At 45.7% G+C, this 20,088-nt stretch carries 18 protein-coding genes; 8 read left to right on the forward strand and 10 right to left on the reverse strand.

Features of this window, described 5'->3' with window-relative positions:
- Positions 1-55 precede the first annotated feature (55 nt).
- The gene (locus FK220_RS17535) at positions 56-1,105 is read right to left on the reverse strand and encodes an alkaline phosphatase D family protein (RefSeq protein ID WP_152575661.1); all 1,050 of its coding nucleotides are present in this window, start codon (positions 1,103-1,105) and stop codon (positions 56-58) included.
- A gap of 76 nt (positions 1,106-1,181) precedes the next feature.
- Here FK220_RS17535 and FK220_RS17540 point away from each other — a divergent pair, with 76 nt between their 5' ends.
- The 3 genes from FK220_RS17540 to FK220_RS17550 all read left to right on the forward strand — a co-directional run bounded on the left by FK220_RS17540 (position 1,182) and on the right by FK220_RS17550 (position 4,051).
- On the forward strand, positions 1,182-2,201 hold the full coding sequence (locus tag FK220_RS17540; RefSeq protein ID WP_152575662.1) for a DHH family phosphoesterase: 1,020 nt from the start codon (positions 1,182-1,184) through the stop codon (positions 2,199-2,201).
- 98 nt (positions 2,202-2,299) lie between these two features.
- Positions 2,300-2,902 (forward strand): gliding motility-associated peptidyl-prolyl isomerase GldI, encoded by a 603-nt coding sequence (gene gldI / locus FK220_RS17545; RefSeq protein ID WP_238719093.1) that lies wholly within the window; start codon positions 2,300-2,302, stop codon positions 2,900-2,902.
- Between the two features lie 42 nt (positions 2,903-2,944).
- Complete coding sequence (locus tag FK220_RS17550; protein ID WP_152575663.1) at positions 2,945-4,051, forward strand: peptidylprolyl isomerase; 1,107 nt, start codon at positions 2,945-2,947, stop codon at positions 4,049-4,051.
- A gap of 107 nt (positions 4,052-4,158) precedes the next feature.
- Here the strand turns inward: FK220_RS17550 and FK220_RS17555 are convergent, their stop codons facing one another.
- Positions 4,159-5,325, reverse strand: coding sequence for a hypothetical protein (locus tag FK220_RS17555; protein WP_152575664.1), 1,167 nt, complete (start codon positions 5,323-5,325; stop codon positions 4,159-4,161).
- A 3-nt stretch (positions 5,326-5,328) separates the two neighbouring features.
- On the reverse strand, positions 5,329-6,789 hold the full coding sequence (locus tag FK220_RS17560; protein WP_152575665.1) for an aminoacyl-histidine dipeptidase: 1,461 nt from the start codon (positions 6,787-6,789) through the stop codon (positions 5,329-5,331).
- A 172-nt stretch (positions 6,790-6,961) separates the two neighbouring features.
- Between FK220_RS17560 and FK220_RS17565 the strand changes: the two genes are divergently transcribed.
- The 4 genes from FK220_RS17565 to FK220_RS17580 all read left to right on the forward strand — a co-directional run bounded on the left by FK220_RS17565 (position 6,962) and on the right by FK220_RS17580 (position 14,527).
- On the forward strand, positions 6,962-8,029 hold the full coding sequence (locus tag FK220_RS17565) for a DUF3810 domain-containing protein (protein ID WP_152575666.1): 1,068 nt from the start codon (positions 6,962-6,964) through the stop codon (positions 8,027-8,029).
- 143 nt (positions 8,030-8,172) lie between these two features.
- Positions 8,173-11,121, forward strand: coding sequence for an amidohydrolase family protein (locus FK220_RS17570; protein ID WP_152575667.1), 2,949 nt, complete (start codon positions 8,173-8,175; stop codon positions 11,119-11,121).
- A 63-nt stretch (positions 11,122-11,184) separates the two neighbouring features.
- Positions 11,185-12,471: an amidohydrolase family protein gene (locus tag FK220_RS17575; RefSeq protein ID WP_152575668.1), complete on the forward strand. Its 1,287-nt coding sequence runs from the start codon at positions 11,185-11,187 to the stop codon at positions 12,469-12,471.
- A gap of 238 nt (positions 12,472-12,709) precedes the next feature.
- Positions 12,710-14,527 (forward strand): serine hydrolase, encoded by a 1,818-nt coding sequence (locus FK220_RS17580; RefSeq protein ID WP_152575669.1) that lies wholly within the window; start codon positions 12,710-12,712, stop codon positions 14,525-14,527.
- Positions 14,528-14,578: 51 nt separating this feature from the next.
- Here the strand turns inward: FK220_RS17580 and FK220_RS17585 are convergent, their stop codons facing one another.
- The 7 genes from FK220_RS17585 to FK220_RS17615 all read right to left on the reverse strand — a co-directional run bounded on the left by FK220_RS17585 (position 14,579) and on the right by FK220_RS17615 (position 19,123).
- Positions 14,579-15,358, reverse strand: a complete 780-nt coding sequence (locus FK220_RS17585) for a sulfite exporter TauE/SafE family protein (RefSeq protein ID WP_152575670.1) — start codon at positions 15,356-15,358, stop codon at positions 14,579-14,581.
- On the reverse strand, positions 15,342-16,415 hold the full coding sequence (locus tag FK220_RS17590; protein ID WP_152575671.1) for a HesA/MoeB/ThiF family protein: 1,074 nt from the start codon (positions 16,413-16,415) through the stop codon (positions 15,342-15,344). Before FK220_RS17590 ends, FK220_RS17585 begins: the two co-directional genes overlap by 17 nt.
- Positions 16,412-17,008 (reverse strand): NTP transferase domain-containing protein, encoded by a 597-nt coding sequence (locus tag FK220_RS17595; RefSeq protein WP_152575672.1) that lies wholly within the window; start codon positions 17,006-17,008, stop codon positions 16,412-16,414. The genes FK220_RS17590 and FK220_RS17595 overlap by 4 nt, the downstream gene beginning before the upstream one ends.
- Entirely contained in the window at positions 16,992-17,465 is a 474-nt protein-coding gene (moaC, locus tag FK220_RS17600) for a cyclic pyranopterin monophosphate synthase MoaC (RefSeq protein ID WP_152575673.1), read from the reverse strand. Before moaC ends, FK220_RS17595 begins: the two co-directional genes overlap by 17 nt.
- Positions 17,466-17,612: 147 nt before the next feature.
- Complete coding sequence (locus tag FK220_RS17605; protein WP_152575674.1) at positions 17,613-18,032, reverse strand: molybdenum cofactor biosynthesis protein MoaE; 420 nt, start codon at positions 18,030-18,032, stop codon at positions 17,613-17,615.
- The gene (locus tag FK220_RS17610) at positions 18,032-18,274 is read right to left on the reverse strand and encodes a MoaD/ThiS family protein (RefSeq protein ID WP_152575675.1); all 243 of its coding nucleotides are present in this window, start codon (positions 18,272-18,274) and stop codon (positions 18,032-18,034) included. Before FK220_RS17610 ends, FK220_RS17605 begins: the two co-directional genes overlap by 1 nt.
- A gap of 51 nt (positions 18,275-18,325) precedes the next feature.
- Positions 18,326-19,123, reverse strand: coding sequence for a DUF6503 family protein (locus FK220_RS17615; protein WP_152575735.1), 798 nt, complete (start codon positions 19,121-19,123; stop codon positions 18,326-18,328).
- Positions 19,124-19,193: 70 nt separating this feature from the next.
- On the opposite strand from FK220_RS17615, the gene FK220_RS17620 reads away from it, so the two are divergent.
- Positions 19,194-20,009: a TrmH family RNA methyltransferase gene (locus tag FK220_RS17620; RefSeq protein WP_152575676.1), complete on the forward strand. Its 816-nt coding sequence runs from the start codon at positions 19,194-19,196 to the stop codon at positions 20,007-20,009.
- The last annotated feature ends 79 nt before the right edge of the window (positions 20,010-20,088 follow it).

The raw sequence follows: 20,088 nt of genomic DNA on the forward strand, positions 1-20,088 counted from the left end.
AGGATAATCGAAATCTCCAAAGTTGCCTACTTTCCCTGCAAAACTTCCGTTTAATTCAGTACTTCCGTCGCAAGTCGTTCAGTACAACCCCATTGTCACCCACCATCATCAACTGGACCGTTTTGGTCAGAAAATCGAAACGCAGTAAACCAAAACTCTCAGTGGAAACCACCTCTCCTACCCTAAACGGATTTGGCTCCCCCTTGAAATCCGAATAGGCATGGGTAAGGCCGCTGCTTGTAAAATCTATTAAGGGATATGACAGACCCTCGACCCGTGTCTGGGAAAACTCCGAAATATGGCGATCCCCGGAGAGAAAAAGAACCCCTTGGGCACCAGATTCCACAATCATCTTTTTCAGTTTATCCACCTCATGCGGAAAATTGCCCCAGCACTCAAAGCCATGTTCGTTCGATAGCACCTGAATGCTACTGACAATGAGATTGAAGTCTGCCTCTGAGGTCTTCAGTTGGTTTTCCAACCATTGCCATTGGACGTCGCCCAATAAGGTCCCCTCACCGTACCTATTGGGTTTTATTCGTTTATCCGTCTCCGTATCGGGTGTCAAGGACGTCCTGAAGTAACGGGTATCAAGGACGATAATCTTGATGCTTCCATTCCAACGCTGAAAGTCATGTACCGTATAGACCCCTTCTTGTTTTCTTCTAGGACTGTCTTTTGGAACCCCCATAAAATCAAGAAATTCCTGTTGGCTTTCACGCTTGGCCGTAAATTCCCGCCCTCCATCGTTGAGCCCATAATCATGATCGTCCCAGGTGCCGACTACAGGTACCCTTTTGGTCAACCGCTTATACCCTTTCACTTCTTGCTGCGCCCGGTACATCCCACGAAGTTGCTCGATATCGTCGGTATCCGCATAGATATTGTCGCCTCCCCAAATCCAGATATTTGGATTCGTGCTTAGAATATCGTCCCACAATACATTGTCGATATCGGTCTTGTTACAGGAGCCAAACGCAATGGTAAAATCTGAATTTATCTGGACGGGAGCGGTACCATTTGGGGTTTGGGAGGTATTAATTTGCGTTGCTTTGCAGCCGAGCATTAAAACGGATGTTAATAGGGCAATTGTTAATCGGTTCATAGGTGAATATCTAGGCTTCCGCAAAAATAGCCATTTCAACCATAGGTCTATATTATTAAATTGTATCTTTGCCCGCATGAATTTTGAGGATATAAACGCCGTAAAAAAACTACTCTCAGAGTCACGGAACATTGTGATAGTCCCTCATAAAAATCCCGATGGCGACGCCATCGGTTCTACTTTGGGACTTTGGTTCTACCTAAAATCAAAAGGGCACAACGCCTCGGTAATCGTGCCCAACGACTTCCCCAAATTCTTAAAATGGATGCCGGGCAATGATCACATACTTATCTTCGAGAAACACAACACACAGTCAAAGGACAGATTAAAACAGGCCGATTTGATTTTTACGCTCGACTTCAATCATCTAGGAAGAGCGGGTCAGATGGAAGAACTGCTAGCTACTTCGGAGGTGCCCTTTATCATGATCGACCACCACCAAAAACCGGACGATTATGCCGAAATAATCTATTCGGATGTGGAAATGAGCTCTACCTGTGAAATGGTTTATAATTTTATCGAGTACTTAGGTGGGAAAGAAGAGATTACCCCCGAAATAGCCGATTGCCTTTATACGGGAATCATGACCGATACCGGCTCATTCAAGTATTCGTCAACTACTAGTAGAACACACAGAATCGTAGCCGATTTAATAGATAGAGGGGCAAATAATCCCAAAATCCATAACTTGGTTTTTGACACCAATACCCCCAGTAGATTACACATTCTTGGATGTGCCCTTAAAAACATGGTGATTCTTGAAGAGTATGCCACGGCCTATATCACACTAAGTCAAGAGGAACTTGACTTATACGATCATAAGAAAGGGGATACCGAAGGAGTTGTCAATTATGGTCTTACCCTGGACGGAATCCGTTTTGCCGTAATCTTTATTGAGAACAAGGAAGAAGGCATCATCAAGATTTCTTTTCGTTCGGAAGGTAATTTTTCGGTCAATGAATTTGCTCGGAAGTATTTTAATGGAGGGGGGCACATGAATGCCGCGGGCGGAAAAAGTGAGGTTTCGATGCAGGAAACCGTCGACCGATTTCTCAAACACCTCGATGAACATAAAGAGGCATTATCAAAATTGTAGGTCGATGGGTACAACAATCGAAACCAGTAATTAACAAAAAACATCGGGGCACGCCTCGGATCATTTAAACCCCTATTATCGGGTAAATAAGAAATCATTTGAAACGACCAAACAAATTAGCGCCTTCCAAGTATACTAAACTGCAGCGGTTCAGGTTTTACGGCTACCTTCTTGTTACGCTGTTCCTAATCGGTTGCGGCGGACCGGAACCACGAAGACCCAAAGAGGTCAAAAGTGGAAGCTACTACGAGGAATCGATTGAGCGCAATAAGGAAATCCTCGCCTTAGAGGAAAAAATGATGGAGGAAATCATTCAAAAAGACTCCCTGCACATGTACCAACACAGTGCCAGCGGATCATGGTATTACTATGATTTTAAAAACGATGAGGCCGGTTATTTGCCTCAACCTGATGACTTAGTGACCCTTGTCTATAACATTGTTAGCTTCGAAAACGATACCATCTACAGCATGGAAGATATTGGGGTCCAGAAATATAAGGTCGATAAACAAGAGCTTTTTCCTGGGCTGCGTAACAGCGTAAAACTTTTAAAGGAAGGGGAGACCGCTACTTTTTTGTTTCCCTCCTCCTTGGGGTATGGCTATCCGGGTGATGGGGACAAAATTGGAATCAATATGCCATTGAAATCTACACTGTCTATCCTTAAAATAGAGCCATCGGCCTCTCAAAGTAATGAGTAACAACAGAAATTTCAAAAATAAATCTAAATTAAAATAGTACACATGAAAAAAGCATACCTATTATTTCCAATAATCGCGTTCGCATTATTGAGTTGCAAATCGAGCAAATATGCCGACTTGGGGGATGGCCTTTTTGCAGATATCCAAACGAACATGGGTGACGTCGTCGTAAAGCTTGAATATGACAAAACGCCGGTAACCGTAGCGAACTTTGTATCCTTGGCCGAGGGTACCAGTCCTTTTGTAAGCGATGAATTCAAGCAGAAAAAATACTATGATGGGGTTACTTTTCACCGGGTCATCAAGGATTTCATGATTCAGGGAGGAGACCCTACCGGAACGGGCAGTGGAAATCCTGGATATAAGTTCAAGGACGAATTCAATGATTCGCTCACACACTACAAGGCCGGAATCCTTTCGATGGCGAATGCCGGACCAAAAACCAATGGAAGCCAATTTTTTATCACCCATAAGGAGACGCCTTTTCTTAATGGAAAACATACCGTTTTCGGGGAGGTAGTACATGGCATGGAGGTAGTCGACTCTATCGCCAATGTGCAGACCGGGGAACGTGATAAACCTGTTTCGCCGGTGACCATGAAAACCGTCGAAATCATTCGAAACGGAAAGGATGCCAAAAAATTCGATGCCGTTCAGGTGATGACGGATTATTTTGCCGAGGAGGAAGCCGCGGTTGCGGCCATGAACAAAATGAAAGCCGAGGTAGCTGCCGGTTTTAGCACCGATGAGTCCAAGGCGACTGCCCTACCTTCCGGGCTGAAAATGCTTACACTACAAGAAGGTGAAGGTGAAAAACCCGCAGTCGGACAAAAAGTCCTCGTTAAATATGCCGGTTATCTGAGCAATGGCACCCTCTTCGATAGCAATTACGAAGAGGTCGCGAGAAAATACGAACAGTACGACCATAGAAGACAGGACCAAGGTGGTTACGAACCGACTCCCATGGCCTATAGTCCCGATGCACAGCTGATCGCTGGCTTTAAGGAAGGGCTCATGACTATGAAAGTGGGTGACAAAGTGCGCTTGTTTATTCCCCCGCATCTAGGATATGGAAATCAAAACTACGGCCCCATTCCCGGAGGTTCGAATTTGGTATTCGATATCGAGATTACCGGCATTGCGGAATAATCGCTAAAGTGGCTATAGCTAACCCATCGATACTTGGTACCGAAATAAAAACGGCCTTTGCAGGATAAAGGCCGTTTCTATTTTTGAGCCCATGTAAAGCTTTTGCGCTACTCCCATCCGAAATTATCGATCCACATTTCAATATTCTTCTTTCCGGGAAGGTAATTGAGATCAAGTCGAAGTTCATAGATTTCATTCAAGGGGTCGATAGAACCCTTCACCAGTTGCAAATCCAAACTGTCGATATAAATAGTGGCTTTTTCCCAAGAGCCTTTTTTAAAATCCTTCAGGGCACTAGCGTCTTTCAGGATCCGATTCCAGTGCTTACCGGTCAGAAAAAGGGTCGCATCGTCAAAATCATCACTCTCTTCAGTGAGATAATAGTCGAAATAAATCTTTTTTACGCTGGTGAAGTCTACGGGACTCCCGGTGATTTTTTCGAACATGGGTAGAAAACAGGTAAACTTTCGCCGCACGTCATTGCTGTTTTTAATACGAACCGCCATGGAACCGTTTCCGAATTTACCCTTGGCCAGCGCTTGGCCTGAGGACTCGAAACCACGGTACGCCAATACTTTTTGGAAATATGGGCCATCTTCAAAATCCATTACAAAAGGATTTGAAATTGTGTCAGGTTTGGCAGCGAGTGCTTTTATATAAGATTCAGGCGAAAACTCCCTCCCCACCTTAATCGCATGCACGTAAATCGTTGAACTGTCGGCTTGGTGCGCATTGTAAGGGTTCAAGGACAACACCGATGTGTTAGGAATAGGACTTTCCTCGCCCACCCAATTCTTGCAATCGACCAGTGCTTTCTTCAAATCTACCCTCACGGTTATCCATGCATCGTAGTGTCCATAAAAATTATTGGTGATCTCATGGCATCCGCCAAAGTTTCCGGCATCATCCTTATAATTGAATTTCAAAGCAGTAATCCAACTTTCCTTGGGTACGTAAATCTCCAATTCGGCGTAGTTCGCTTGGCGAAAATCAATGGAATGGTCGAACAGCTTATCCAGGTCGATAAATCCATCTGAAAACTCTTGGTCGGTGCGAATTTCCAAGGCAGCTTTTCCATCAACCCTGCTCAGTGCCATAGAGCACCCGGAACAGTAGACGATACTATCCCGAATCAGGGTTTGTGAAAGCGACTCCTCGCCCAGTTCAAAAACAAAGCTGGTGCGATCGGTACTTTCAAATCTGTTTTTTGACGGCCTTTCGGTGCTGCATGCAAAAAGAAAGGTTGTTAAAAGAAGCCCTAGTAATTTGTACATAAGTCATTTTTTAGGCGCATCCTTCAAAATCCCCAGGACGAATTTCCAAAACTTTTTCACCGAGGAAATCTGTACCCTTTCATCTGGCGAATGGGCACCTAAAATGGTCGGCCCAAAACTAATCATATCCATATGGGGATAATTTCGTCCTAGAATGCCGCATTCCAATCCTGCGTGACAGGCGACTACTTTCGGTTTTTCCTGAAAAAGCTCTTGATACTTTTGCTCCAAAACCTTTAAGATTTCCGAGTCGGGATTCGGTTTCCAACCGGGATAGTCCCCGCTTAAGGTAACCGACCAACCGGCCTCTTCGAAGGTAGCTTTTAGGGTGTTGGCCAGTTCCATTTTTCCCGATTCTACCGAAGAACGTGTCAAACAGCCAATCTTAATATTGCCATCATTTACTTCGACCCGTGCAATATTGTTCGAGGTCTCCACAAGGTCTGGAATGTCCGGACTCAGGGCATACACGCCGTTGTGCGCGGAATGAAGCGCTTGCAGGAGCTTTTCCTGGTCCGAACCAACCATTACTTTTGAGGGTATTTCGATAGCGGCGATTTCAATGGTAAGGTGTGGATCTAATTCTTTAAATTCTTTCTGAAACACGGTCGCCCAATTCCGTATATCTTTCTCAAAACGATCTTTGTTAACTTTTGGGATGACCACTTGGGCGTGACTTTCCCGGGGAATGGCATTTCGAAGCCCACCGCCATCCAACAATGCGATTCGCAGGCCATGGTTCGCGTTACTCTTGTAAAGTAGCCGATTCATAATCTTATTGGCGTTGCCCAAGCCTTTGTGAATCTCAATACCGCTATGGCCACCGGAGAGTCCCTTCACTTCTATACGGTACCCTATATAATTATCGGCCACCCGCTCCTCCGAATAATTGCCGGAAGCAGTTACGTCAATACCCCCGGCACAGCCGATATCAAGTTCGTCGTCTTCCTCCGTGTCGAGGTTCAGCAAGATGCTTCCTTGAAGAATACCTCCCTCGAGTCCCATGGCTCCGGTCATCCCCGTTTCCTCGTCTATCGTAAAAAGGGCCTCTAAAGCGGGGTGGTCGATGTCGGTACTTTCCAATAAGGCCATTATGGTAGCGACCCCCAATCCGTTATCGGCTCCCAAAGTAGTTCCTTTTGCCTTCACCCAATCGCCGTCGATGAACATGTCGATACCCATTGTTTCGAAATCAAAATCGGTGTCGTTATTTTTCTGATGCACCATATCCAAATGCGATTGTAATGTGAGCGTCTTTCGGTCTTCCATGCCCTTGGTAGCAGGTTTACGAATGATTACATTGCCCACTGTGTCCCTAAAGGTTTCCAGACCGAGCGATTGTCCAAAATCGAGCATAAACTGGATGACACGACCCTCCTTTTTAGAAGGTCTGGGTACGGCATTCAAATCCGTAAATTTATTCCAAACCGCTTTTGGCTCTAATGTTCGTATCGTTTCGCTCATCGGTATCTTGTATTTTTTCAAAAATACGGAGTCAAAAATTAGTATGCAGGATATTTGGTTATTTTTGAAAGCATGTCCGATCGAGTGTGGTCCCCTTTAGAAGGATGATTTTTCTTATCCCATTGCATTGACCGTGCCCAATCGGACGATAGATTGACAACCTCAGTAAAGAATGAAGGACAAACTTCGAAATGGCATTGCCCTAAGCCTACTACCTCAGTTTCTTGTGGTAAAATGGTTGGGAACCCGGCCAGAATGGGTTGAGGAATACTACAGCAAAGGGCTTTACCCCGTTATCAGCAAGTTTTTTCGTTGGGTTTTTGGCTGGGTACCGTTTTCAGTGGGAGAACTGATCTATACAGCTTTGATCCTTGTGGGGATATGGTACCTCGTAAAAAAAAGAAAGCAGATAAGGGCAAGTCCGTTACGATTTATCAGAAATGGTTTACTGGCAGTATCGGTTTTCTATTTTACCTTTCATTTGCTTTGGGGACTCAATTACTATCGCCAGCCAATTGCCGATAATTTAGGCATTCGCGATAGCATCACCCGACCCGAGCTGCTTAATCTTACCCAGCAACTGATTACCAAGACCAACGAAATCCAGTTCCGGATTACAGGCGATAGTACCGCTATGGTAGCAATACCCTATTCTAGGAAGGAGATTTTCGATAAGACGATTCATGGCTACGGGACCATCGAAAAACGTATACCCTTTCTCCAGTATCAAAGACCTAGCATCAAAAAATCGATGTACAGCACCCTATCAAGTTATCTTGGTATCGGCGGTTATCTCAATCCATTTACGAATGAGGCCCAAGTAAACGCACTGACCCCGGTGTTCCGATTTCCGGTGATCAGCGGACATGAGGTAGCGCACCAAGTAGGCTATTCGGCCGAGAATGAGACCAATTTTATCGGATATCTGGTCACCATGAACAATGAGGATATTTATTTTCAGTACGCTGCCTATGCCTATGCCTTGAGCCATTGTCTAAGTGCCATTGCCCGAACGGACGTCGTGGAATTTGACAAATGGTACGCCCAAGTGAACGAGGGCACCAAAAAAAACTACCAAGAACTGAGGGACTTCTACGAGCGATACGAGAACCCGTTCGAACCCATTTTCGAATCGATATTCAACACCTTCCTTAAAGTCAACAACCAACAAGACGGGATCGCAAGCTATGGCCGTGTGGTGAGTCTATTGGTAGGGTATCATGAAAAGTATCCCCTCTAAAATTCGTATTCGAACGGCCAACAGAAACGCAAGTCCAAAAGCCGGGATCACCTACCCCAAAACGTTAAAAAAATCCAAACACCACTAAAAATCCAAGGAGTTCCCCTATTTTTAGAGAGACTAATTAACTGATACGTTACTAGATGAAAATGAGACTGCTCGCGCTTGCACTCCTTTGGTGCAGTGCATCGTTATTCGCACAAGAGTACTTTCCAAAAAACGACGGTGTAAAATCAAAAAACAATAACTACACAGCCTTCACGAATGCCAAGATTTATGTGACCCCAACACAGGTAGTCGATGATGGCACCCTGTTGATTCAACATGGAAAAGTGGTACAAGCCGGAAAATCGGTGACCTTACCAAAAAATACGGTAGTGATAGATGTGGCCGGTAAATCGATTTACCCTTCCTTTATCGATATCTACTCCGGCTTTGGTGTGGAAAAACCCAAACGCGCGCCCGCCAACGGGCGGTCGGCGGAATACGATGCTTCCAGGGAGGGGTTCTACTGGAACGACCATATAATGCCCGAAAACGCAGCGGTCGAAAAGTTTAAATACGATGATAAAAAAGCAAAGGAATTACGCGGTGCGGGCTTCGGCGTTGTAAACTCCCATATACAGGATGGTATTGCCCGCGGAACGGGTGTGCTCATCGCCTTGAACGGGGAAGGCGACGACTCCGAACGCATACTGGATGATCGCTCCGCCCAGCACTTCTCGTTCAAAAAAAGCGTCGCTAAAAGACAATCCTATCCTACTTCGTTGATGGGAGCCATGGCCCTTTTGCGGCAAATGTACTATGACGCCGATTGGTATGCCAAGGGGAATGTTGATACCAAGGACCGTTCCCTGGAAGCCTTGAACGAAAATAAATCGTTACCTCAAATCTTTGAGGGAGGCGATAAGGGAAATATCATCCGTGCAGACGGCATCGGAGACAAATTCGGCATCCAATATATCATTGTGGGTGGTGGGGATGAATACGAGCGAATCGCCGACATCAAAGCGACCAACGCGACATTGATTCTTCCCTTGGATTTCCCGGATGCCTACGATGTTGAAAATCCTTATGAAGCAAACTATGTTTCCCTGGCGGATATGCGACACTGGAACCAAGCACCGGCGAATCCTAAGATACTGGCTGAAAACGGAGTGCCCTTTTCGTTTACCACACATGGTCTAAAGTCAACGGCAGACTTCAAGAAAAAATTGATGAAGGCCGTAACATATGGCCTGCCGAAGACCAAGGCCTTGGAGGCATTGACGACAGTCCCGGCCGGAATCTTAGGAAAATCATCTGAAATCGGATCGCTGCAAAACGGAAGCTATGCCAACTTTCTAGTTACCTCTGGCGATTTGTTCGATGAAAACACCACGCTTTATGAAAATTGGGTGCGGGGGCATAAGAATGTCATCAACGACATGTCGTTAAAAGATATCCGGGGAGCGTACAATCTGACTGCGGGCGGAAAGACTTTTGCACTCTCGGTGACCGGTGAATCGGGGAAGCCCAAGGCAGAAGTAAAACAGGATACGGTGAAACTGAAGTCCAAGTTCAGTTATCAAAACAATTGGATCGAACTTTCATTTGCCGATAAGGACGAGAACAACTACCGCCTTACCGCCCTGGTAATGGATACATCCGATAACATCGAGGGGAAAGCGGCTCTTCCCAACGGTAACGAAGGGTCCTTCACCGCCAACAAGACTGCTCCTTTTGAAGAAAAGGAAAAAGAGGAAAAAAAGGAAGACGAACCGGAATTGGTCCCCGTTAGATTTCCGAATATTGCCTATGGCTATGATGCCATTCCAAAAGCGGAAAATACATTGTTTAAAAATGCAACGGTATGGACCAGTGAGGCGGCAGGGGTTTTGGAAAACACCGATGTATTGGTGAAAAACGGGAAAATCGCCAAAATAGGTAAGGATTTGAATGCCGGCGGCGCGAAAGTAATCGATGCTGCCGGAAAACATTTGACCGCGGGTATTATAGACGAACACAGTCACATTGCTGCTTTGGCCATCAACGAGGCAGGGCAGAACTCCTCCGCCGAGGTTAGAATGGAGGAAGTGGTCGATAATGAGGACAAAGGTATTTACCACGCCTTGGCAGGGGGTGTCACCTCATTACAATTACTACATGGTTCCGCCAATCCTATTGGAGGACAATCGGCCATCATGAAATTGAAATGGGGAGAAAGTGCCGAAAATATGATCTATGATAATTCGCCCAAGTTTATCAAATTCGCCCTTGGTGAAAACGTAAAACAGAGCAATTGGAACAGTTTCAGCCGTTTTCCGCAAACCAGGATGGGAGTCGAGCAGGTGTTCATGAACTACTTTCAACGCGCCAAGGAGTACGAAACCAGAAAAAAAAGTGGCCAGCCCTATCGATACGATGAGGAAATGGAGACCCTGGTCGAGATACTGAACGGGGAACGTTTTATCAGCTGTCACTCCTATGTACAGAGCGAAATCAATATGATGATGAAGGTAGCGGAGAAATTTGGTTTCCGGGTCAATACCTTTACCCACATCCTGGAAGGCTACAAAGTGGCCGACAAAATGGCGGAACATGGAGTCGGCGCAGGCACGTTCAGCGATTGGTGGGCCTACAAGTATGAAGTGAGGGATGCCATTCCCTACAACGCGGCCATCATGCAACGCCAAGGGGTCGTCACGGCGATCAATAGTGACGATGCGGAAATGATCCGTAGATTAAACCAAGAAGCCGCAAAGACGATTAAGTATGGGGGTATGAGCGAAGAGGAGGCCTGGAAAATGGTGACTATCAACCCCGCAAAACTCCTTCATTTAGACGATAGAACCGGAAGTATCAAAGAAGGAAAGGACGCCGATTTGGTGTTGTGGAGCGACCATCCCTTATCGGTATCGGCCAAAGCGGAAAAAACGATGATCGAGGGTGCCACCTACTTCGATTTGGAAAAAGACCGGCAAATGAGGGAGTCGGTCAAACAGGAACGCAACAAATTGATCAATATGATGCTGAAGGAAAAAGTCAACGGAGGCAAGATGCAGGGTCCTAAAATGAAAAAGAAGGAACGGATGCACTGCGAATCGCTATAACCACTTCGTTTACCATTAGTACTTTCAAGTTCAAACCTAAATAAGAGTCTTTAAACATATAAAATGAAGAAGTCAATTTTTACGATAGTCCTTGCCATCGGAATCATACTTCCCGGTAGTGCCCAGCAAACACCGGCACCCCAACAAAATGGGGCTATTAGCATTAAGGGAGTAACCGCGCATATCGGGGATGGTACCGTTGTTGAGAACGCCACCTTGGTTTTCGAAGATGGAAGGATAACCGCTTTGGGTGCCGAGGCCGATGTTAAGGGAACCGTAATCGATGCTTCGGGAAAACATGTCTATCCGGGCTTTATCGCTCCCTGTAAATCGTTGGGATTGATTGAAGTAAATGCAGTACGTGCCAGCAATGACCAGGATGAACTTGGGGAAATCATTCCACATGTTCGAAGTTTGATAGCGTACAACGCCGAGTCAAAAGTGGTGGAGAGTATGCGGCCCAACGGTGTTTTACTGGGGCAGGTGACCCCGCAAGGGGGCCGTATTTCGGGCACTTCGTCCATTGTGCAGTTCGATGCCTGGAATTGGGAAGATGCCGCTGTAAAAGTCGATGACGGCATTCATCTGCGATGGCCCAGTACCTTTCGGCGAGGCCGTTGGTGGATGGGCGAGGAACGGGGTTATCGACCCAATGACAAGTATAAGGAACAGCTTACGGAAGTAGAAACCTTTATGAGGCAAGCGGCCGCCTACGGTAAAGGCGCTGCCAAGGAAATAAATCCCCCTTTTGCCGCGATGCAAGGCGTCTTCGGCGGTACCCAGAAATTATATGTGTATGCCGATGGCGAACGGGAAATTATCGATGGGATTACCATTGCTAAAAATTCCGGGGTACAGCATATCGTACTGGTTGGGGGTTATCACGCCTACAAGACCACCGATTTCCTAAAGGAAAATAATATCCCGGTTTTGGTACAGTTTACCCACAACCTCCCCGTTTTTGACAACGAGGACTATGACCTCCCCTACAAACTTCCAAAACTCTTGACAGATGCCGGACTCTTGGTAGCCATACAAAATGGGGATGCCAGCAACTTCCAGACACGGAATCTGCCATTCTATGCAGGCCAAGTAGTCGGACAGGGAATGGACGTGGAAAAAGCATTACAGCTGATTACGGGCAACTCGTCCAAAATTCTAGGAATTGACGATGCCTATGGCACCTTGGCCGTGGGAAAAAGCGCTACTCTATTTATTTCGGAAGGCAATGCCTTGGACATGCGTGGCAATCAACTGACACACGCTTTTATCGATGGTAGGGAAGTATCGCTCGAAACCCATCAAACCGAACTTTGGAAACGATACGAAGGAAAGTATGAGGGGGAGTAGACTATTTTCAAAGTTCGTTCTAACATAACAGCAATACCAGAAAATTCCTTGCGTCCAATATTCAAAAAAGAAGCAAGGAATTTTTTTGATCCATTATGGAAAATTTAGAACCGATAGGGCTTGGAAATTGCACCTTACCATTGGAATTGGCGTATTCGGGGACCAAAAATAGGGTGCTTTAAGCAAGCCACGAACTACGACATAGCTTTTGTGGGTTCATCATCAAAAAACAATCATTATGAAAAGGACTCTTTGTCTTCTCCTCACCATCGCTTTGCTTCAATCTTGTAAGGAAGCGCCTAAGCCAGATGTAGTAGATGAGACTATCAAAAAAGTGGAAACCAGCTTGGTTCCTCCCGTCTACATTGAAGGAGATGACACGTGGACCTTGGAGGAACGCATGGCCCACTACGGCGTTCCGGGAGTAAGTATTGCCGTAATAAATGATGGCGAAATCCATTGGACAAAAACGTATGGAGTGGTCGATAAGGTCAGTAAGGTACCTGTTACCAAGGAGACCCTTTTTCAGGCCGGATCGATTAGCAAACCAGTGGCTGCCTATGGGGCCTTGAAGTTAGTGGAGCAAGATCAACTAGACTTGGATTCGGACATCAATACTTTCTTGAAATCATGGAAACTGCCCGAGAATGAATTCACAAAAGAAAAAAAGGTGGCCCTAAAGCACCTACTCAGTCATACGGGTGGCCTAACGGTACATGGTTTCTTGGGCTATAGCCCGGACCTACCCGTACCGACATTGGAACAGGTGCTGAACGGGATTCCTCCCGCCAATTCAGGGGCAATTTTGGTAGACAAGGTACCAGAAGAGAGCTTTCGCTACTCAGGAGGGGGATATACAATTATGCAACAGATGATGATCGATGTCTCCGGCAAATCATTTCCATCCCTCATGGATGAGCTGGTACTGCAACCGTTGGGTATGAATCATAGTACCTACGATCAACCTCTAGAGAGTCCCCAATTGGAAAAAGCGGCAACAGGTTATCTACCTGATGGCTCGATGACCAAAGGCAAAAGACATACCTACCCGGAAATGGCGGCCGCTGGTTTATGGACGACCTCCGAGGACCTCGCAAAATTTGCGGTTGACCTTCAGAAGACCCTCAAAGGAAGCAGTACCAAAGTACTTTCCCAAAACATGGGCACCAACATGCTTACCCCTTTTGTAGAGGATTTTATCGGACTCGGTATCTTCATCAATAAGAAAAAAGACGCAGTTTATTTTGGACACGGAGGTTGGGACGAAGGGTTCTCCAGTGATTTGGTAGCGCATAAGAACAAGGGTTATGGTGTGGTGGTCTTAACGAACTCGAACCATCCGGAGTTTATATCCGAACTTATCCGTTCGGTAGCCCTTACGTACGAATGGGAAGATTATGTTCCCACTTATGGGAGAATAGCCATGGACACGGTCGCCCTGTCCACTATTTCCGGTCGATATCGCGTTGATGGCAACTGGTTGGTCGAAGTATTCCAAAAAGAAGGGGTCCTCTATGGAAAAGAGGTAGGCGGAAAAGCCTCTGAATTGGTTCAAGTATCCGATAGCACCTATGCAAGACGGGAGAACGATCGGCTTATACAATTTAAACCCAACCCAGAGACCAATGGGTTGGACATGCTTGTTCGTAATCCCAATACCGGCAAAGTACAAACTACTTTTACACAATTGAAGCAAAATGAGAAGTTACCCATCGAGTGGCTCGTAGCAGGTGATTTTGAGCAAGCCCTTGTCGCTTATCAGGCCCTGGTGAAAGCGGACCCGACCGACCCGACCATTCTGGAAGGAAATTTAAACGGACTTGGTTATCGTTTCCTGTATGGAGACAATATGAAGTTGGCACAAGATGTCTTCAAGGTCAATACACGGCTTTATCCGGAAAGTTCCAATGTCTACGATAGTTATGCCGAGGCCTGTATGCAGCTGGGGGAAACGGACTTGGCTATTGAAAACTATAAAAAATCCCTATCACTCGATCCCGAAAATAAAAACGCCGAAGAGAAGATTGCCGAATTGGAAAAATTGAAAACGAGCTGATCTACATTTTTGAAAAGGTTCGTCCCCGTTTCGTATGTCGTCGGGTAAGACTCAAATCACCCCCAACCCATTTTTCAACAATACCCTAATCCCAACAATAAGGACCAATAAGGCCGTTACCCGTTTGATGCCCTTTGGGGTGAACTTTTTAAGACTGATACGTATACCGAGTTGGCCGCCTAAGAACACGGTTCCCATCAAAGCGATGGTCTCTACCCAAGGAAGTTCGAGGGTCTTTGCCATGACGAGACCGCCCAACCCGGAAAGGGAGTTGACCAAAATAAAAAAGCTGGCCAGGGCGGCAATTTTAATAGATCGGTCCCAGCGTAAATGATTCAACACAGGGGCCAAGAAAATACCGCCCCCGATACCGACCAAGCCGGAAAGAAAACCGATGCCGGCGCCCAAAATATAACTAAACCATTTAGGGTAACTATTCACCCGCTCTGCATGACTTGTCGAAGTCGCGATGGTCTGCCATGCCAAAGCCATTGCCGAAGCAATCAAGGAGACGCCCAAAATAACAAAAAAGACCTCCTCTTTCAATCGAAAGGATGCTCCAATAAAAGCCAAGGGAATACTTGTCAATACAAATGGTAAAAAATCTTTTAATTTGGCATGCCCGTGTTTATAATAGAGATAAGTGCTAGAGGACACCACCACGAGATTGCAGACCAAGGCCAGCGAACGGATGGCAAAAAAACCGATAAGGGTCAAGGATAACAACGCGAGATAACTGGAACCACCACCAAAACCTACGGAGGAATATAACGTAGCCACTACAAAAAAACCGATGCATAAAAGCACCAAGCTTTCAATACTTAGCAGCATACATCGATAGTTGATTGATTCCGCCTGATACATTGATCAAATTGGCTTTGGGCGCGTACTTACGTATTTGGATTACGCCTTTTTGACTTCGAATCCCGGATTGACAAATGAAGTACACGGGACGTTGCATATCGATCTCCTCTCTACGGGTCTCGAGATCCACCAGCGGAATGTTAATGGAATCCTTCAACCGGAATTCCCGATATTCTTTGGGTGTTCGAACATCAATGATTTGTAGCTTCCGTTTTTCCAATAATCGTTCAAAACTATCCGCTTGAACAGACTGCACTGGTATGGTACATTCAAATTCGTAGGACTCCCTCAATTCCGTAATCCCTAAGTTTTCTGTATTTGTAGAAAACCGAATCTTCTGAAAACTGTTGGCCAAACCATTAAACAAGAGCAGCACACCTGAAAGGGGCTCCCCTAGCCCGGTTATGGCCTTTACCGTCTCCAACGCCTGTAAGTTGCCGACGATTCCCGGTACAATCCCGAGCACACCGTGTTCATTGCAATTAGGTACTTCGTCGGCTTTAGGCATGTTTGGGAACAAACAGCGATAGGTAGGTCCTCCTTCGTAATTAAAGACACTCACTTGACCTTCAAAGCCATGCAACGCCCCATAGACAAAAGGCTTTTTTAAAAGTACACATACATCGTTAATCAAATAGCGTGTAGGAAAATTATCAGTGGCATCGACTACCAAATCAAAACCCTTGATGATTTCCAAGGCATTTTGTTTGGTTAAAAAGGTATCATAGGCTTCGAAAAGGGTTTCGGAGTTTTGGGCTTTGAGTTTTTCGATTGCCTTCCACACTTTTGAACTTCCCACATCCGATTCGTTATACAATACCTGGCGATGTAAATTCGATAGCGATACGGTATCATTATCGACAATACCCAAGGTACCCACGCCCATTGAGTTCAAATAGGTAAGCGCGGGGACGCCGAGTCCTCCCGCTCCCACGACCAAAACCTTGGCTTCCGATAGCTTCTGTTGTGCTTCGGGGCCAAAATCTTTCAAGATGATATGTCGGTCGTACCGCTTGGAATTCATGCCGTGGTCAATTTCGCCAAGGCAGCTCGATAATCTTCCTCGGAATTGGCATTGAGCAAAACATTTGGATTCTTTGGATACACCAATTGTACCTCGTTATTGATTAAGAATTTTCTCGGACAGGTACCCACGCCACTTTCCAAATAGGCAACCGATGTTTTTAAGGCCTCCGGTTCCCATATGGCACATAAGGGTTCGGGTAAAGGATTTTTCCTTTGGGCAAAGGCCGTCGCCAATGACTTCGGATTACGTTCGGCAATTAATTGCTTCAGCGCATCCGCATCTATCAAGGGCAGGTCGCACGCCAAAACCAACCATGCCACTTCCGGAAATTGATGATGTGCCGAAAGGAGTCCGTTATAGGGTCCACGGTATTCGTCCTCATCTACGATGTACTTCATATCCTTCGGCAGTTCCTTGACCTGTTCTTCCCGAAGGCTGATAAAGGTTTTTTCACAAACTTGCCCTAACAAGTGGTACAAATGTTCCCGCTGAGGAATGCCGTGATAGCGAATCAATCCCTTATCGGTTCCCATTCTCGTGCTTTTTCCGCCCGAGAGTACCAATCCATATAACTTAGCGACTGAAATCATTCTTTCCTCCTGTTTTTTCTTCCAATTGAATTCCCAAAATCCGAATATCGTGCGATAGTGCCTTGCACATATCGTAAATGGTCAGTGCGCTTACCGATACACCTGTCAATGCCTCCATTTCCACACCGGTACGCTCGGTGCATCTGACCATACATTTGATCTGCAAGGCGTTGTCGACGGGCTGTATATCTATCTGTACTTTTGAAAGGTTCAATTGATGGCAGAGTGGAATCAGTTCGGAAGTCTTTTTTACGGCTTGGATTCCCGCGATAACCGCAGTCTGGATAATGCTTCCCTTCGCACTGAGAAAATCCTGCTCGGACAAGATGGCGAACACCGCTTCCGGAAATGCTACCCTGCCGGAGGCCAAGGCGGTTCTTATGGTCATAGGTTTCTCCGAAACATCGACCATATGGGCTTTTCCGGCCTTATCGATATGGGACAATTCTTTGTTCATTGATTTAAACTCGGATTACACTTCTTCATTTCCAATACTATCTATCCTACATGTGAAACAAGAATCAGTAGCCAAGACAAAAGAAAAATTATTGGAGCCTTTTAAGTCTTATGCCAGTATCTCTTCGGTATCATATCTATCCCGAACCTACGGATGTGCCGACACCCAGACCGATTTATTCTTGAACAATTCTTTTTTCCAGATAGGAACGCGTTCTTTCAAGGTATCGATTAAATACCGACAGGCCTTGAAACAAGCATCCCGGTGAGCGGCCGATGCGCCGACCACTACTACTGGCTCCTGTATCTCCTTCGCGCCTACCGCGTGACGAAGCAACACTGTATTCAGCTTCCATTTTGCCTTGGCTTCCGTTGCAATCTTTTTCATCTCTTTCAAGGCCATATTTTCATAGGCCTCAAACTCCAAGGAAACTACTTCCTCTCCTTGGGTAAACTCCCGTACCGTACCAACAAAAACACAAATACCGCCACTTTCCGAATGGGACAGTTCGGCATACACCTTATCCGGCTCAATGTAATCGACTATTTCAACGATTGTTTTCTCCATTACCCTCCGCTTACAGGTGGAATAATCGCAATTTCATCCCCTTTCCCCAAAGATACATTATCCGTGGCATATTCGCTGTTGACCGCTATTGCCAACGAAGAAAGTTTTGCAAACTCCGGATAAGACGAAATTAACTGTTCCTTTAGTTCGGAAACCGACGCGGGCACTTCGCCTCCCTCATCGAGATGTATCACCGTTTTTCCCACGATATCCTTTGCGATTCCGAATAACAATACTTCCATACGTTCCTATCGATTTGAACTTACAATTTAATTAAAAAAAAGGGATTCGATTTATTTTGTGACAACTTTGGCATTCTCCGGGACGGCATAAAACGAATCAGGCAGGGCGGCTTCGCTTAGCGAGACTTCTTCAAAGGTGTAGCTGTTTTTTGCCTCCTTGATATCCCTTCCCTCATAGGCATGCCATGTAAGTGTTTTAGGCAATACAAGATCTTCTACCTCCATCCAATCGCTATAGCGGATCCACTTTACATTGTCCGATTTTTCCCCGGTACGATAGGTCACCGTATATCCGAGCCATGTCATTTGATAATTCTGGGGATGGTAGTGGATATAGTATTCGTCTTTGGGCGAAGTACCCACACCGGTATCGTAGGTTATGCGTATGCCGGGATAGGAAACTCCCTCGAACTGTAGGGGTTCCGTTTCCGCATAGTTGATGCCATCATCTGCCAAGACGAAGGGCATCGCATAGAAGTAGAACATGAGGTTATGATAAAATATCGGATCTCCCCCGTAGGCCTCTTTTCCATCCAAAAGCCAAACATCCTTTCCATCAAAACCCATCATCACATCATCTATCGTTATCCTATCTTTTCTCGAATACAAATCGGTCGTATGGGTTTCAATACCGGTAGGTTTGGGAAGGTCATACACCAAGGTTCGTTTCTTTTTCCAGTTTTCCAGGCCACCATGGGCCTCAAAAACCCTTTCGAGCGCTTCCGGATAGGCATTTTTAGCAGCTTTTGTATCGGGTTTCCCACTAACGACTGCGGGGGGTACTTCCTTGGGCGCCTCTTTACAACTCACGAAGATTCCAAGTACCATGAGCATTAAGATTTTTTTCATTTGCATTTGTAGTGGATTTTACTGTTTCGACATCAGTCGGTCCAATCGACTTTTATTTACATTTGTGCCGATGGACGAAATTAAGCAAATCACCAGCTTGCAGAATACCTTGATAAAAAAAATCGGGGTGCTACAAGAAAAATCAAGGGAACGGAAAAAAACAGGGCTATTTGTACTGGAAGGATTACGGGAATTACAGCTTGCGATCATAGGAAACTATCGCATCGAAACCGTTTTATTTTTAGCCGAAGTCATCGCGGACACCAAAGTACGTTCACTTTTAAGAGGATGCCAAGGCAAACCCGAAATCATTGAGGTTTCCAAGGAAGTGTATCAAAAATTGGCCTATCGAGAGGGAACCGAAGGAGTAATTGCCCTGGCGGAAAGTAAGCCCCATTCGATGGAGGACCTTGGTTTCTTAGGAGAAAATCCGTTGATCCTTGTAGCGGAAGCTCCCGAAAAACCTGGAAATATTGGTGCCTTATTGCGAACGGCCGATGCGGCCGGACTCGATGCAGTCATTATTGCCAATCCCAGAACAGATCTTTATAATCCCAATATCATCCGTTCAAGTGTGGGCTGTGTTTTTACCAACCAACTGGCTATAGGTAGCTCCAAGGAGATTATTTCATTTCTTAAAAAACAGTCAATCGCTCTATACGGTGCTGCACTGTCTGCCGCTAAAATGTATGTGGATGTCGATTACACTGGCCCCTCTGCCATCATCGTAGGAACGGAGTCTACAGGACTTACCAAGGAATGGTTGGATGCTTCCGATCAAAACATTATTATTCCCATGGCAGGCGAAATCGACTCGATGAACGTATCGGTTTCAGCGGCAATACTTATCTTTGAGGCGAAAAGGCAACGGGGATTCAATCGATGAGGTTGTTTATAGGAAGTATAAGGTCGAATTTCAAAATCAGCCTCAAAGCATCTTAAAAATCTAGGAAAATACCATTGCC

This window comes from Pelagihabitans pacificus (assembly GCF_009371985.2).
In the GTDB taxonomy this organism is placed as follows: domain Bacteria; phylum Bacteroidota; class Bacteroidia; order Flavobacteriales; family Flavobacteriaceae; genus Pelagihabitans; species Pelagihabitans pacificus.

What these genes read in the sequence shown, in the direction of transcription:
- FK220_RS17535 (WP_152575661.1), bottom strand. Translation starts at nt 1,105, where the DNA reads ATGAACCGATTAACAATTGCCCTATTAACATCCGTTTTAATGCTCGGC.
- FK220_RS17540 (WP_152575662.1), top strand. Translation starts at nt 1,182, where the DNA reads ATGAATTTTGAGGATATAAACGCCGTAAAAAAACTACTCTCAGAGTCA.
- FK220_RS17550 (WP_152575663.1), top strand. Translation starts at nt 2,945, where the DNA reads ATGAAAAAAGCATACCTATTATTTCCAATAATCGCGTTCGCATTATTG.
- FK220_RS17555 (WP_152575664.1), bottom strand. Translation starts at nt 5,325, where the DNA reads ATGTACAAATTACTAGGGCTTCTTTTAACAACCTTTCTTTTTGCATGC.
- FK220_RS17560 (WP_152575665.1), bottom strand. Translation starts at nt 6,789, where the DNA reads ATGAGCGAAACGATACGAACATTAGAGCCAAAAGCGGTTTGGAATAAA.
- FK220_RS17565 (WP_152575666.1), top strand. Translation starts at nt 6,962, where the DNA reads ATGAAGGACAAACTTCGAAATGGCATTGCCCTAAGCCTACTACCTCAG.
- FK220_RS17570 (WP_152575667.1), top strand. Translation starts at nt 8,173, where the DNA reads ATGAAAATGAGACTGCTCGCGCTTGCACTCCTTTGGTGCAGTGCATCG.
- FK220_RS17575 (WP_152575668.1), top strand. Translation starts at nt 11,185, where the DNA reads ATGAAGAAGTCAATTTTTACGATAGTCCTTGCCATCGGAATCATACTT.
- FK220_RS17580 (WP_152575669.1), top strand. Translation starts at nt 12,710, where the DNA reads ATGAAAAGGACTCTTTGTCTTCTCCTCACCATCGCTTTGCTTCAATCT.
- FK220_RS17585 (WP_152575670.1), bottom strand. Translation starts at nt 15,358, where the DNA reads ATGCTGCTAAGTATTGAAAGCTTGGTGCTTTTATGCATCGGTTTTTTT.
- FK220_RS17590 (WP_152575671.1), bottom strand. Translation starts at nt 16,415, where the DNA reads ATGAATTCCAAGCGGTACGACCGACATATCATCTTGAAAGATTTTGGC.
- FK220_RS17595 (WP_152575672.1), bottom strand. Translation starts at nt 17,008, where the DNA reads ATGATTTCAGTCGCTAAGTTATATGGATTGGTACTCTCGGGCGGAAAA.
- moaC (WP_152575673.1), bottom strand. Translation starts at nt 17,465, where the DNA reads ATGAACAAAGAATTGTCCCATATCGATAAGGCCGGAAAAGCCCATATG.
- FK220_RS17605 (WP_152575674.1), bottom strand. Translation starts at nt 18,032, where the DNA reads ATGGAGAAAACAATCGTTGAAATAGTCGATTACATTGAGCCGGATAAG.
- FK220_RS17610 (WP_152575675.1), bottom strand. Translation starts at nt 18,274, where the DNA reads ATGGAAGTATTGTTATTCGGAATCGCAAAGGATATCGTGGGAAAAACG.
- FK220_RS17615 (WP_152575735.1), bottom strand. Translation starts at nt 19,123, where the DNA reads ATGAAAAAAATCTTAATGCTCATGGTACTTGGAATCTTCGTGAGTTGT.
- FK220_RS17620 (WP_152575676.1), top strand. Translation starts at nt 19,194, where the DNA reads ATGGACGAAATTAAGCAAATCACCAGCTTGCAGAATACCTTGATAAAA.